Annotated in this window: 12 protein-coding genes, 1 tRNA gene and 1 other RNA gene; 9 read left to right on the forward strand and 5 right to left on the reverse strand. The window is 64.0% G+C overall.

Annotated elements, in window-relative coordinates:
* Positions 1-450: 450 nt before the first annotated feature.
* Together ABF990_RS06045 and ABF990_RS06050 are read right to left on the reverse strand one after the other, a co-directional pair.
* Positions 451-2,424: an acyltransferase family protein gene (locus ABF990_RS06045; RefSeq protein ID WP_415492453.1), complete on the reverse strand. Its 1,974-nt coding sequence runs from the start codon at positions 2,422-2,424 to the stop codon at positions 451-453.
* Positions 2,425-2,501: 77 nt separating this feature from the next.
* A tRNA-Ser gene (locus tag ABF990_RS06050) sits at positions 2,502-2,591 on the reverse strand.
* A 222-nt stretch (positions 2,592-2,813) separates the two neighbouring features.
* Between ABF990_RS06050 and rplU the strand changes: the two genes are divergently transcribed.
* From rplU to proB, 4 genes are all read left to right on the forward strand, one after another.
* Positions 2,814-3,128: a 50S ribosomal protein L21 gene (rplU, locus tag ABF990_RS06055; RefSeq protein WP_415492452.1), complete on the forward strand. Its 315-nt coding sequence runs from the start codon at positions 2,814-2,816 to the stop codon at positions 3,126-3,128.
* A gap of 45 nt (positions 3,129-3,173) precedes the next feature.
* The gene (gene rpmA, locus ABF990_RS06060) at positions 3,174-3,443 is read left to right on the forward strand and encodes a 50S ribosomal protein L27 (protein WP_415492451.1); all 270 of its coding nucleotides are present in this window, start codon (positions 3,174-3,176) and stop codon (positions 3,441-3,443) included.
* Between the two features lie 133 nt (positions 3,444-3,576).
* Positions 3,577-4,635 (forward strand): GTPase ObgE, encoded by a 1,059-nt coding sequence (gene obgE, locus ABF990_RS06065; protein ID WP_415500608.1) that lies wholly within the window; start codon positions 3,577-3,579, stop codon positions 4,633-4,635.
* Positions 4,636-4,734: 99 nt separating this feature from the next.
* Positions 4,735-5,865, forward strand: a complete 1,131-nt coding sequence (gene proB, locus ABF990_RS06070; protein WP_415500607.1) for a glutamate 5-kinase — start codon at positions 4,735-4,737, stop codon at positions 5,863-5,865.
* Here proB and ABF990_RS06075 read toward each other — a convergent pair.
* Both ABF990_RS06075 and ABF990_RS06080 read right to left on the reverse strand, forming a co-directional pair.
* Positions 5,834-6,571, reverse strand: a complete 738-nt coding sequence (locus ABF990_RS06075) for a hypothetical protein (RefSeq protein WP_415500606.1) — start codon at positions 6,569-6,571, stop codon at positions 5,834-5,836. The genes proB and ABF990_RS06075 overlap by 32 nt on opposite strands.
* Positions 6,572-6,627: 56 nt before the next feature.
* Positions 6,628-6,900, reverse strand: a complete 273-nt coding sequence (locus ABF990_RS06080; protein ID WP_207847181.1) for a DUF2312 domain-containing protein — start codon at positions 6,898-6,900, stop codon at positions 6,628-6,630.
* Between the two features lie 266 nt (positions 6,901-7,166).
* On the opposite strand from ABF990_RS06080, the gene zwf reads away from it, so the two are divergent.
* Positions 7,167-8,639, forward strand: coding sequence for a glucose-6-phosphate dehydrogenase (gene zwf / locus ABF990_RS06085; RefSeq protein ID WP_415500605.1), 1,473 nt, complete (start codon positions 7,167-7,169; stop codon positions 8,637-8,639).
* Positions 8,636-9,091, forward strand: coding sequence for a hypothetical protein (locus ABF990_RS06090; RefSeq protein WP_415492496.1), 456 nt, complete (start codon positions 8,636-8,638; stop codon positions 9,089-9,091). The genes zwf and ABF990_RS06090 overlap by 4 nt, the downstream gene beginning before the upstream one ends.
* Before the next feature lie 33 nt (positions 9,092-9,124).
* On the opposite strand, the gene ABF990_RS06095 is transcribed toward ABF990_RS06090, so the two are convergent.
* Positions 9,125-10,330, reverse strand: coding sequence for an alpha/beta hydrolase (locus ABF990_RS06095; protein ID WP_415500604.1), 1,206 nt, complete (start codon positions 10,328-10,330; stop codon positions 9,125-9,127).
* Positions 10,331-10,422: 92 nt separating this feature from the next.
* Here ABF990_RS06095 and rnpB point away from each other — a divergent pair.
* The 3 genes from rnpB to rsmH all read left to right on the forward strand — a co-directional run bounded on the left by rnpB (position 10,423) and on the right by rsmH (position 12,938).
* An RNA gene (gene rnpB / locus ABF990_RS06100) (RNase P RNA component class A) lies at positions 10,423-10,839 on the forward strand.
* Between the two features lie 555 nt (positions 10,840-11,394).
* Positions 11,395-11,880 carry a division/cell wall cluster transcriptional repressor MraZ gene (gene mraZ, locus ABF990_RS06105; RefSeq protein ID WP_415492495.1) on the forward strand — a complete coding sequence of 162 codons (486 nt, stop codon included), beginning with the start codon at positions 11,395-11,397 and terminating at the stop codon, positions 11,878-11,880.
* 41 nt (positions 11,881-11,921) lie between these two features.
* Positions 11,922-12,938 (forward strand): 16S rRNA (cytosine(1402)-N(4))-methyltransferase RsmH, encoded by a 1,017-nt coding sequence (rsmH, locus tag ABF990_RS06110; protein ID WP_415500610.1) that lies wholly within the window; start codon positions 11,922-11,924, stop codon positions 12,936-12,938.
* Positions 12,939-12,940 lie beyond the last annotated feature (2 nt).

Here is a 12,940-nt window from a genome sequence, read left to right on the forward strand (position 1 = left end):
ACTTTCCAACGCGGCAGCCCCGCACAGGTAGCAATACCCGGCATTGCGGGGCCTGCCGATGTGATCGCGGGTTCATGCCTTTTAACCGTAACCGGCTTACAGCCAATATGCACAGTCCTGCACGCTCAGGTCTGGAAACATCATATTATCGATCTGCCCTATACTGACTTATCCGCGACCTCGCTCGCCACGGAGCGGGGAATACGACACCCCCTCCCCTGAACCGACATGCCCGGCCGTTCAAGCCGGAACGGGAACGCATATAAGTCGTATCAGACAGCGATCACCGGTGGAGCAGGCACGGGCTTTTCCGCCCCGTTGACTGAAAGAGTGCCCTGATCGCCATCAGCCTATCGGTCGGAGCGACTATAAGCCAGTTCCCGTCACATGCGCCTTACGGCATGGGCCCCGCCCCCAGAGCGCCCTGCGACCATGCCTATATTTCATGTCCTACTCAACCAGACTGTCCAGCCCGTGAACATGCGTGCGGGTAAAAACCGGGCGAAGATGCGCAAGATCGGCAAATTTCGGTGTTCCATCCTCCATAAGGGGAAAACACCGTGTGGCACTCCCGCAGATTTCGGCTGTCAGATCGATCAGTTTCGCACCGGTCAGCTTGGCAAGCTGTTCCAGGGGGCCGCGTGACGGACCGAGCGTGCGGATATCGGCCATGGGAATACCGGCCCGCACTGCATCGGCATTTACCGAAACATGAAAGAATGACCGCTGCACCATCGTGGCCGGAGAAAACCGTTCATCCACCGGGGTCTGGTCGATAAGGGAAACCGCACGCGCGCCGTTATCCGACAGGGATTGCAGGAAATGCCAGGCCTGCCGGAAATTTTCAGAAAAACCGGGATGCGACGGGGTAAAAAACGCATCCCAGTTTGCGCCGATCACAACCTGCGTGGCTTTATGCTGGACCGCCAGCCTGAGGACCGTATCGGGCAGTCTTGTGCAAAAGCGAACCTTGACGTCATACGTCCTGCCCGGAAACGGGTCGCAGGTTGTCCCGCCTACGAAAATGACAGTGCGGGCAAGGCGGTGTTCGCGGAACAGGGTCTCGATCCGGGGTGTCCACTGGAACAGCAGGCTGTCGCCCGCGAAAATGATCGGATTGCCCAGCTCCGGACCGAAGATGCCGATAATCAGCCCCCCTTCGTTGCGGACCTGCATATGCTCGGGGCACGGAAAAATTCCGTCACGTTCGGCCAGGTTGATTTTACCTAGGTCCATATCCGTGGCCGTGGTTCCGTACCGACCCGGCCACCCTTTTTCGTGCCAGGTTATCAGGCCAGCCAGCGCCAGACCGGACAGTGCCGCCAGAAGTACAAGGGCTGTTCCTTTTTTCGAAGCCCTGCCCCGGACAGGACGTTCGACCAGCCATTCCGTCAAAACCGCAAAACCGACAGAAACCCCGATCACCGTAAGCCCGATACTGTTCCTTGTATTGGCGACACCATGAATAATGTTGGTGTACGCCACAAGGGGCCAGTGCCACAGATATAAAGGATAACTGATACGCCCGAGCGCCTGCAGCGGCCCTGCCCCCAGACCCCGGGTCACGTACCCGGCGGAGGGTCCGGCCGCAATCAGCAGACATGTGCCCATGACCGGGAACACCGCTGTCAGACCGGGGAACATGGCGCTCGGCCGCAACAGGATAAAAGACAGGACCAGCACCGCCAGACCGGCCCACGCCATGACACGCCGGGCCTGCTGCGTTCCCTGCGGCAGGCCCGTTGTCAGCAGGGCTCCGGCCGCAAACTCCCACGCGCGGGGCATGATCCAGTAAAACCCGAAATCGGGCGACAGAGCGACGCACGCCAGCCCCGCGACATACGAAAGCGCACCCACCACCATGACAACGCGCCGCCGCCGCAGGCCCGACGCCCCCGCCAGCACCAGAACGACAGGCCAGAGCAGGTAGAACTGTTCCTCCACCCCCAGTGACCATAAATGCAGCAACGGCTTTACGGCAGCCGAACGGTCGAAATAGCCCTGCTGCGACCAGAGCAGAATATTGGAAAGAAATGTCGCGCCAGCGGCTTCGTCCAGCCCCAGATCGGCCAGTTCCATGGGAAGCAGGCACACCGCCCCTGCCGCGGCAACGGCCATAAGAACCACAATCAGCGCGGGGGCGAGACGGCAGATGCGCCTTGCGTAAAAATCGGTCCAGCTGAAACTGCCCGTCTCCAGGCCATGGGCGACATGAGCTGTTATCAGATACCCTGAAATAACGAGAAATATATCGACCCCGCAGAATCCTCCGGGGCTGATTTTTGGAAATACGTGGAACAGCACGACAGCCAGCACGGCAATGCCGCGCAGCCCGTTTATATCGGGCCTGAACGCCAAGCCGGATACGGGCCTGATCTTTGGTCTGACTTCTGGCAGGAATTCTGGCGGATTACAGCCCGGCATTTTTTGCGCACACCTTCGTTCACGCACACAGCCCCCGACCGGGGATGCGACAGCTACGAACGAGGGGGAACGCCATATGGCGGAGAGGCAGGGATTCGAACCCTGGGTACTATTGCTAGCACAACGGTTTTCGAGACCGCCCCGTTCGACCGCTCCGGCACCTCTCCAACGGGTAGCGGCTTATAACCATGCTTTCGCGGAATGCGCAAGACCCTCGCATACGGGGTAATTCCTATTGACTATGCGGGGCATCTGCCCTTAAAAGCCGCCCTTGATCCACAAAGATGGACGCATGTCGCCCAACAGGCGGCCAAAGAAGAAAAAGCGAGCGGATCATTCGCCTGCGCCCCACGCGCCGCGAGGATCAAGAGATCGGAAAGAGAGAATTCATGTTCGCAGTTATCCGCACGGGCGGCAAGCAGTACCGGGTTGAGCCCAACATGGTGCTGAAGGTTGAGAAGCTGGAAGTCGAAGCCGGCGCAACCATTACCTTTGACGACGTTCTGGCCGTTGGCGGCGAGAACGGCACCAAGATCGGCGCTCCCACCGTGGCTGGCGCAAAGGTGACGGCAACCGTCATCGCCCAGGACCGTCTCAAGAAGATCATCATCTTCAAGAAGCGCCGTCGGCAGAACAGCCGCCGCAAAAACGGCCACCGCCAGCCGGTTACCGTTCTGCGCATTCAGGACATCAACGCCGCCTGAACCCTTTGGGGGCAGGCTGGTCACGACCACGGAGGAGTTTAGGTCATGGCACAAAAGAAAGCTGGCGGTTCATCCCGTAACGGGCGCGACAGCGCCGGACGCCGCCTGGGTATCAAGAAATTCGGTGGCGAGCTGGTTCTCGCCGGCAACATCATCGTGCGTCAGCGCGGCACCAAGGTGAAGGCTGGCGTCAATGTCGGCGTTGGCCGCGACCACACGCTGTTCGCGCTGGTGCAGGGCAATGTCCGCTTCGAACGCCGTGGCGAAGGCCGCGTGCATGTTTCCGTCGAAGCACTGCCGCTGGTCGCCGAGTAAGCAGGCCAGACTTTCCGGCATGTGCCCCGCGCACATAACCGGAACGTAAAACAGGGCCGGGCCGGAAGGTTCGGCCCTTTTTCGCGTTGCGGGCCAGACGGCATGGCCATTACGTTAGCCCCGAAGGTGTGGCATGAAATTTCTCGATCAGGCGAAAATCTACATCCGCTCGGGCGACGGCGGCGATGGCGTGACCGCTTTCCGCCGTGAAAAATATATCGAATTCGGTGGCCCGGACGGCGGTAACGGCGGGCGCGGCGGCGATATTATTTTTGAAGCCGTGCCCAACCTCAATACCCTGATCGACTTTCGCTACACCCAGCATTTCCGCGCCCGCAAGGGCGGCAACGGGGCCGGCTCGGACCGCACGGGGGCCGCGTCAGCACCCGTGGTCATTCAGGTGCCGATCGGCACCCAGATCATGGATGACGACCGCACGACCCTGCTGGCCGACCTCGACAAGGCCGGCATGCGCGTGACCCTGTGCCGGGGTGGCGATGGCGGTTTTGGCAACGCCAATTACAAGACCAGCACCAACCGCGCGCCGCGCCGCTCCGACAAGGGCTGGCCGGGCGAGGAACGCTGGGTCTGGCTGCGGCTGAAGCTGATTGCCGATGTCGGGCTGGTGGGCCTGCCCAATGCGGGCAAATCCACCTTCCTGTCCGTCGTGTCGGCCGCCCGCCCCAAGATTGCGGATTACCCCTTTACCACGCTGCACCCCCAGCTTGGCGTTGTGCGGCTGTCCATGACCGAGGAGTTCGTGGTTGCGGATATTCCCGGGCTGATCGAGGGCGCGCATGAAGGCACCGGGCTGGGCGACCGCTTTCTGGGCCATGTCGAACGCTGCGCGCTGCTGCTGCACCTGATCGATGGCGCGGCGGGCGATGTGGTGGCCGCATGGCGCACCATTCGGCACGAACTGGCGGCCTATGGCGGCGGCCTGGCCGAAAAGCCCGAAATCATCGCCCTGAACAAGAACGACGCCATGACCCCGCGAGAAGCGTCGGCCCGGCGCGTGGCGCTGGAAAAAGCCAGCGGCGCGCAGGTTCTTCTGGTTTCCGCCGCGACACGGCAGGGCATTCCCGAACTGTTGCGCATCATACAGGATCAGGTCACCCAGGCCCGGCGGGACGCGCAGGACAACCCGCCCCCGGCCCCCCGGGATACGGACTTCACGGATACGGACATATAAGGCGCGGACGCCACGCAACATCTGCCGCGCGCCCGATCTCAGGGCTGCCACCGCGTGCCGCCGTCACACAGGATTTTTCACGCCCCAAGGGAGTGAGCAATGAGCAAGCCCACCGTCACCCCCAGCCTGAGCAACGCCCGCAGGCTGGTTGTCAAGATCGGCAGCGCACTGGTGGTGGACCCGCAGCAGGCCGCCCCCCGGCAGGCATGGCTGGCCAGTGTGGCGCAGGACATCGCCGTACTGCGCCAGCAGGGCACGACGGTGACTGTCGTATCGTCCGGGGCCATTGCCCTTGCCCGCCATAGCCTGGGGCTGACAGGCGGCCCGTTGCGCCTGGCTGAAAAACAGGCCGCCGCCGCCGTCGGGCAGATCCGCCTTGCACAGGCCTGGAGCAACGTGCTGTCCGAACAGGGGCTGACGGCAGCGCAGCTCCTGCTTACCCCCGATGACACCGAAGACCGCCGCCGCTACCTGAACGCACGCGCCACGCTGAACACCCTGCTGGAACTGGGCTGCGTTCCCGTCATCAACGAAAACGACACCATTGCCACAGCCGAAATCCGCTTTGGTGACAATGACCGGCTGGCAGCCCGCGTCGCGCAGATGACCGAGGCCGACCAGCTTGTGCTGCTATCCGATATCGACGGACTGTACACGGCGGACCCCCGCAGCAACCCGCAGGCGCAGCACCTGCCCGTTATCGAAAGCCTGACGCCCGAGATCGAGGCCATGGGGGGCGAACCCCCACCCGGCTATTCCTCGGGCGGGATGCGCACCAAGCTGCTGGCCGCAGGCATTGCCACCCGGTCGGGCTGCGCCATGGCCATTGCCCTTGGCAACACGCTCCACCCCCTGCGCGCCCTGATGGACGGGGCACGCTGTTCGTGGTTCCTGCCCCAGGCACAGGCCCATACCGCGCGCAAACAGTGGATTGCCGGCAGCCTGACCCCGGCGGGCGAGATCATGGTGGATCAGGGTGCCGCCCATGCGCTGCGTCATGGCGGCTCGCTGCTGCCAGCCGGCGTGCTGGACGTGCGGGGCACGTTCACACAGGGGGAACTGGTCGAGATCGTGGATATGAGCGGCCACGTTCTGGCCCACGGCCTGAGCGGCTACGACGCGCAGGATGCGCGGCGCATTGCCGGCCACCGTTCAACCGAAGTGGCGGATATCCTCGGCCGCGCAGGCCGGGACGAAATCATTCACCGCGATGATCTGGTGATGCTGTAAAAGGCCATTTCAGCACCGGCTCGACACGCCCCCTCGCCTCATCCTGGCGCGTGGCGGACAAAGGCGCCCCGCCAGCCGTATCGCGCGTGGCGGAAAAACGGGCGTTGGCCATCTGCTCGCGCGAAAAATCGGGCCGGTAAGCAGGCTGATTGGCATCAGGCGCGCGCTGCCTGCGCATGATTTCCTCACCCGTTTCAACCCGCTCGGGCTCATGCCATGGCATGCGGCGCACAGGGGCCGCACCATATGCCTCCGCCTGCGGCTCAGGCGGGGCATCGGGGCGGGCATCATAGGCGTCTGACACGTGCGGGGCACGCAATTCGGGAAAAACAGGCAGTTCACGCGGGGTGGGGCGGGCGGGCACCTCCGCCGTCGCGGGTTCGGCCGTGCCGCGTTCAGGCCCGGCGGCGGGTGCGAGAACACGCACCTCCTCCACCACAGGGGCAAAGCCCACACCGGCACGAGCCTGTGCGGGCAGGTGCGCGGGGGGCACATCGGCCCGGCCAGCCGCATCGCCGCGCAGGACATGCGAGCGCAGTTCGGCCTGGAGTTCCTGCACCTGGAAAGACAGTTCCGCCAGCCTGCCTTTCACGCCGAAAACGGCAAAAGGCATCATCAGGAACGCAAGACCGAACACAACCCCGCCAGCCAGCATGAGAAGCTGGCCCCACAGGGGCATCCAATCCGGAAAGGACAATGACATCATGGCAAACCGACCTGAACCTGCCTGCTACCGCATGCCCGAATCCGGCACACCCGAACTTACATCCCCAGCGCGCGACGATAGATGTCGAGCAGCGTTTCCTGCTCTTCCACTTCGGCTGGTTCCTGCTTGCGGATGCGAATGATCTGGCGAATGACTTTTACATCAAAACCGGCCGACTTCGCCTCTGTAAAAATGTCTTTAATGTCGCCCGCCAGCGCCTTGCGCTCTTCTTCCAGACGTTCGACACGCTCGATAATGCTTCTCAGCCGGTCAGCGGCGATCCCGCCCACACTTGCGTCTTCCTCACCGGAGAAATGTTCACCATCCATGGCCAGCCAACCTCTTTCGCACAATACCTGAAATTTTCGTCGCGTCGCGGGTATGCCTGCCCGCGCCCCATACCGAAGGCGCGGACTTATCGCGCCAATGGCATACGGTCAATGTTCCCACACAGACCTGCCCTTGCAAACATGCGACGCCTCTCCCATAACCGCAGCAGCATTGCATGGCACCCCTTGTGGACCGCAATCCCGTCTTTTTCACGGCAGGCCCGACATGACGGGCAGTGCGCCGGCCCCGCACCTGGAACCCCACCATGGCTCATGTTCATCGCACCGGAGCGTTCGACTTCGTTATTTTCGGCGCAACTGGCGACCTGACCCGTCGCAAGCTGCTGCCCGCCTTCCTACGGCGCTTTGTCGCGCGTGAGTTCGGGGCGGATGCGCGGATCATCTGCGTGGCCCGCACGCCCCACGGCAACGACGACTTTCGCAGCAATGTCCAGCAGGACCTGCGCGAATTCGCCCCCGACACCGCCCGGGACGAAGACACGCTGCACGCCTTCCTGGGTCTGCTGACCTATGTAACACTGGACGCCACCCAGCCGGATGCGGACTGGCAGGCCATAAAGGCCGCCCTGCCCGACACCGAACGCACGCGGGTATTCTACCTTGCAACCGGGCCTGCGCTTTACGCATCGCTCTGCCAGGCGCTGTCCACCCATGGGCTGATCACCCCGCTTTCGCGCGTGGTGCTGGAAAAACCCATTGGCACCAGCCTTGCGACCGCACGTGCCGTGAACGAAGGGGTGGGTCATTTTTTCCCCGAGGAGGCGATCTACCGGATCGACCATTATCTGGGCAAGGAAGGGGTGCAGAACATCCTTGCCCTGCGCTTTGCCAACCCCGCCCTTGAAAAACTCTGGTCGTCCGAAGCGATCGAGCATGTGCAGATCACGGCGGCGGAGACAGTCGGGGTCGGCAGTCGCGGCCCCTATTACGACGAGGCCGGCGCCCTGCGCGACATGGTGCAGAACCACCTGCTGCAGGTGCTGTGCATGGTGGCCATGGACGCCCCCGCGTCACTTCGCGCGGATGACCTGCGCAACGAAAAGCTCAAGGTGCTGAACGCCCTGCGGCCCATGACAGCCGACATGGTGCGCCAGAACGTCATTCGCGGGCAGTACACGGCAGGCCGCCTGAAAGGCGAGGACGTGGCGGGTTACACGCAGGACCTGGGCACCAAGCATACCAGCAGCACGGAAACCTTTGTCGCCATCCGCACCAAGATCCGCACCGCGCGCTGGGGCAACACGCCGTTCTATCTGCGCACCGGCAAGCGCCTGGCCACCAAGACCACGGAAATCGTGTTGCAGTTCCGCCCGCAGGCCTGGCCGATCTTTACCAACATGCCCTCACCCGGGCGGCTGGTGATCCGCATCGCCCCGCAAGAGGAACTGTCCTTCGTCATGGCGGTGCGCGATCCGGGGGCCGGGGGGCTGCGGGTGCGCAACGCCACGCTGAACATGTCCTACGAGCACAGTTTTTCCATCGCTTATCAGGACTCCTACGAACGCCTGCTGCTGGACGCCGTGCGCGGCGACCCCGCCCTGTTCATCCGCCGTGACGAGGTGGATGCGTCGTGGCGGTGGGTGGAACCCATTCTGGACACCTGGCAGCAGGGGCTGACCCCGCTTGAACCCTACCCCGCTGGCAGTTGGGGCCCCGCTTCGGCCCGCGCCCTTCTGGCCCGTGATGGCGCCCTGTGGCATGAGGACATGCTGACATGACCGATACCCCTCAAAAAAAATCCTTTCGCCTGCCCGGCGGGCCGCTGACCAAGCGCACCCTGCGCCAGCATGTCCTGCGGCGGCTGGCGCTTGTGCTGCCCCTGTCGCTGCTGATGATCGTCCTGGCCAAAAGCGGCTTCATGGACACGCTGGTGGACCGCTACACCTTCACCTCATCAAGCTGGTACGACGACACGGCGCTGATCCGGCACCTGCGCCTGCTGGTCACGCGCAATGGCATGACACATGACAAGCCGGACTGCCTGCTGTTCGTGGTGAACGGGAACGACCCGCCGACGGGATCGCGGATCGATGTCATGGAAAAACATACGGATGCCTGCCCCGGCCCCAAAGGCGAACTGCCCCGGCTGTTCACCCTGCGGGTGGACAGGATGAACCGCCTGATCCTGTCCGACCAGAATTCCCCCGGCGAATTCCATCCCCTGCCCTGACACACAAGACCCACCGCCACACCGGGGAAACCCTTACCCGTGGGCGTGAAAGGCCTTGCGCAGCGCCCGGCCACCCAGCCGTAGCGCTGCCTTGCCATGGGGCATGAACGCATAAAAGTTCAGGAATGCGTGCAGGGCCCCGGGGTAGCAGCGATAAAGCACCCGCACCCCCGCCCGCCGCAGGGCCTGGGCGTAACAATACCCTTCGTCATGCAGCGGATCGCATTGCGCGGTCACGATCACCGCTGGTGGCAGGCCCGCCAGCCCGGCAGCCAGGCCGGGGACAAAACACGGGTCGTCCCAATCTTTTTCGGCCTGGATATACTGCGCACCATACCACGCCATGGACCGGCGGGAGAGAAAATACCCCTTCGCGTAGGTCTGGTGCGACGGGAATTCCAGCTTTCCGTACAGGGTGGGGTAGTAGAGCAGTTGCAGGGCCGGCATGGGACCGCGCCCCGCCGCCCCGTCCTGCGCCAGTACGGCCGCCAGATTACCACCCGCGCTGTCCCCCGCCACCCCGACAGGGCCGCCCCAGTGCCGTGCCGACAGCGCGGCCAGCCATGCCAGCGCCGCGCGCGCATCCTCCACCGCGGCGGGAAAAGGATGTTCGGGCGCCAGACGATAATCGGGCAGAAGAACCGCGGCCCCGGACACACGCGCAAGGCGGCAGCATATCCCGTGGTGGGAATTCAGCCCGCAATGCACGAACCCCCCGCCATGCAGGTACAGGACCGCCCCGCGCACCCGGCCACGGGGCAGGAACAGCCTGGCGCGCATGGGCCCGGCCGCGCCCGGTACCCAGAGCGACACAACCTTGCGCAACGGCAGCGACGACAGGGCACAGGGGAACGATGGCGTATCCATCGCACGGCGCAGGTGCCGCAGAAAATGCGCCTGCACCTGCCCCGATAGGGCGGAGTCATCGGCCGGCCGCACGCCATGCGCATTGGTATCGGCCGCGTCAGGGTCATGCCCATGGGCAGAACTGTGCCACGGAGCGTGTACCACCTTCTTATGCCGCCTGCCGTCCTGCCACCTGAGCCAGCGCAACAACAGGCGGGACGCAAGATTGGGCCGCGCGGGTGCCCCGGACAGGTCCGCACCATGGGGTACGCCTGACAGACGTGAAGCAGGCGCGGGCGATGAAGCCTGCCCCGCAAATACGTCGGCACAGGGGCCGTGCGGCGCCGGATGAGGAACAGACGTCATGTTGAGGGACTGCGAACCATCTGACATGCCTCCAATGTAACGTTTTTTTTCGCTTCGGTCATGCCTGCTGGTGCCACCAGCCCTTGACCTGCCGCCCAAGCCGCCGCAGGGTGCGCGGGCCAGACGGTCGGACGGTCGCTGTTTCGCACATCACGTGCGGGATGGAGGAAAGTCCGGGCTCCACGGGAGAACGGTGCCGGCTAACGGCCGGCGAGGGTGACCTTAGGGAAAGTGCCACAGAAAACAGACCGCCTTCCGGGTCTGCTGCGTGGGAAACCATGGGACAGGCTGAAGGTAAGGGTGAAACGGTGTGGTAAGAGCACACCGCTCCGCTGGTAACAGGGGAGGCATGGTAAACCCCACCGGGAGCAAGACCGAATAGGAACGGCCGAAGCCCCTGTGGCTTCAGGGGTTCTCCCGCCCCGTCGTTCGGGTTGGTCGCGTGAGGCCTGCCGCAAGGCAGGTCCCAGAGGAATGATCGTCCAGGCCCTGTTCGCAGGGCCAGACAGAACCCGGCTTACAGACCGTCTGGCACCACAAACATTCCAAAACACCACAGGCAGAACCGCACCGCGCCCCCTGCGGCCAGGTCATGGGTTTTCATGGGACGGGCGATGGTCCGGCACCTGAACCGGAGCCGGGTCGGACCTTACAGCTCCATGACCGCCCTGCGAGCACCCCGTGGCCGCCCCCGCACCTTCCCCACGACACCCCATGGGCATTTATGGGCGGACCGGGGCTATTGCCACAGGGCTGCCCGCCTTTGTGCCGGTTTGTGCTTCAGCATCTCTCCACATGTTCTACTGATGTTCTGGTATTGACTCGGGCATGCGTGCGCGAACAAGAACAAAAAAAGAACAAATAACGGATCAGCTTTTATCGTCCCGATGGCCATACAATACCTCGGCTTTGGACATCATTCCGCCATGAATACTTAATTAACGGCTGTTTTCCGCCATTTTTCCCGCGTTTTTTATTTACTTCCCATACTGTCCCATGCTATCCCACGGCTGACCATAAGACATGGCAAAACGGGTTCGCTCCCCGTCCGCATGTGAGCGAAACGGCTGATTAGCAAGGACTCCGATCAGGTGGGTGTGTTCCTCGGCACGCATGAGAATCGATTCGACGCCAAGGGCCGCGTCTCGATTCCGGCCGGGTTCCGCTCAGTGCTCAGGTCCCAGCAGACGGAAGGTGACGCGATGATGATTCTCCGCCCCTCCCACACGCTGCCCTGCGTGGAGGCCTGGCCTGCCTCGGCCTTCGCGCGGCTGACCGAACCGCTCGACCGGCTGAACATGTTCTCCGACGATCATGACGACCTGGCCGCAGCCCTGTATGCCGACGCCTACCCCATGGAACCCGACCGCGAAGGGCGGATTATCCTGCCCGACTTCCTGCGCGAACACGCGGGCCTGACCCAGAGCCCGCTGGCGGCATTCATGGGGCTTGGCCGTATTTTCCAGATCTGGGAACCCGAGGCCGCCCGCGCCCGGCGGGAAGAAGCCCGCCAGCGTTCGCGCCGGGTCAGCATTCCCGCACCCGGCCGCTCCGACCCGAACGGGGAGCCCGCGTGAACGCCCAGCCTGCCCCCACCCCGCACCCCGCGCCCCGCGCCATACCGGATGCGTCTTCCACCATTGCCACGGTCGCCGGTCACGTGCCGGTCATGCTGGCCGAGGTGCTGGACTACCTGCGCCCCGCCGCGGGCGAGCGCATTCTGGACTGCACGTTTGGCGGCGGCGGATACAGCCTGGCCATTCTCAGGGCGGCGGACTGCACCGTATGGGGCATAGACCGCGACCCGGACGCCATTGCGCGCGGGCTCGCACTCAGCAATGCCCTTGCCCAGGTGGAAGGGCGCACGCGCCTGCACCTGCTGCATGGCGGTTTTGGCGCCATGGCCGACATGGTGCAGGGCGCAGGCGTGACCAGCCTTGACGGGATCGTCATGGATCTGGGCGTCTCCTCCTTCCAGCTCGATGAGGCCGAGCGCGGCTTTTCCTTCCGGCTCGACGGTCCGCTGGACATGCGCATGCAAAAAGCAGGACGCAGCGCTGCCGATCTGGTCAATGAGGCGCCCGAGCAGGAACTGGCCGACATCATCCATTTCTATGGCGAGGAACGGCACGCCCGCCGCGTGGCCCGCGCCATTGTCACCGCACGCGCGCAGGCCCCGTTCAGCACCACCACGCAACTGGCGGACCTGGTGCGCTCCGTCGTACCCCGTGACCGTGCAGGGCTGGATTCCGCCACACGCACCTTTCAGGGCCTGCGCATTGCGGTGAATGACGAACTGGGCGAGATCGAACGCGGCCTGACCCAGGCGCTGGACCTGCTGGCCCCCGGCGGGCGGCTGGTTGTGGTCTCCTTCCATTCGCTGGAAGACCGGCTGGTCAAACGGGCCATGCAGCATGCGCTGGGCAAGGATGTCAGCTTTTCGCGCCATGACCCGCGCGCAGCGCTGGCCCCGTCGGCGCAGACCGGTTTTACGGCTCTTGCAGGCAAGGCAATCCGCCCGGGCGATGCGGAATGCGCGGCAAACCCCCGCGCCCGCAGCGCCCGGCTGCGCGCCATTGCCCGGCGCGGCCCCACTGTCCCCTCGTCATCACCTTCCATCCCGGCAGAGGATTGAAC

This window comes from Acetobacter sp. (assembly GCF_047723915.1).
Lineage (GTDB): Bacteria > Pseudomonadota > Alphaproteobacteria > Acetobacterales > Acetobacteraceae > Acetobacter.

What these genes read in the sequence shown, in the direction of transcription:
- ABF990_RS06045 (WP_415492453.1), bottom strand. Translation starts at nt 2,424, where the DNA reads ATGCCGGGCTGTAATCCGCCAGAATTCCTGCCAGAAGTCAGACCAAAG.
- rplU (WP_415492452.1), top strand. Translation starts at nt 2,814, where the DNA reads ATGTTCGCAGTTATCCGCACGGGCGGCAAGCAGTACCGGGTTGAGCCC.
- rpmA (WP_415492451.1), top strand. Translation starts at nt 3,174, where the DNA reads ATGGCACAAAAGAAAGCTGGCGGTTCATCCCGTAACGGGCGCGACAGC.
- obgE (WP_415500608.1), top strand. Translation starts at nt 3,577, where the DNA reads ATGAAATTTCTCGATCAGGCGAAAATCTACATCCGCTCGGGCGACGGC.
- proB (WP_415500607.1), top strand. Translation starts at nt 4,735, where the DNA reads ATGAGCAAGCCCACCGTCACCCCCAGCCTGAGCAACGCCCGCAGGCTG.
- ABF990_RS06075 (WP_415500606.1), bottom strand. Translation starts at nt 6,571, where the DNA reads ATGATGTCATTGTCCTTTCCGGATTGGATGCCCCTGTGGGGCCAGCTT.
- ABF990_RS06080 (WP_207847181.1), bottom strand. Translation starts at nt 6,900, where the DNA reads ATGGATGGTGAACATTTCTCCGGTGAGGAAGACGCAAGTGTGGGCGGG.
- zwf (WP_415500605.1), top strand. Translation starts at nt 7,167, where the DNA reads ATGGCTCATGTTCATCGCACCGGAGCGTTCGACTTCGTTATTTTCGGC.
- ABF990_RS06090 (WP_415492496.1), top strand. Translation starts at nt 8,636, where the DNA reads ATGACCGATACCCCTCAAAAAAAATCCTTTCGCCTGCCCGGCGGGCCG.
- ABF990_RS06095 (WP_415500604.1), bottom strand. Translation starts at nt 10,330, where the DNA reads ATGTCAGATGGTTCGCAGTCCCTCAACATGACGTCTGTTCCTCATCCG.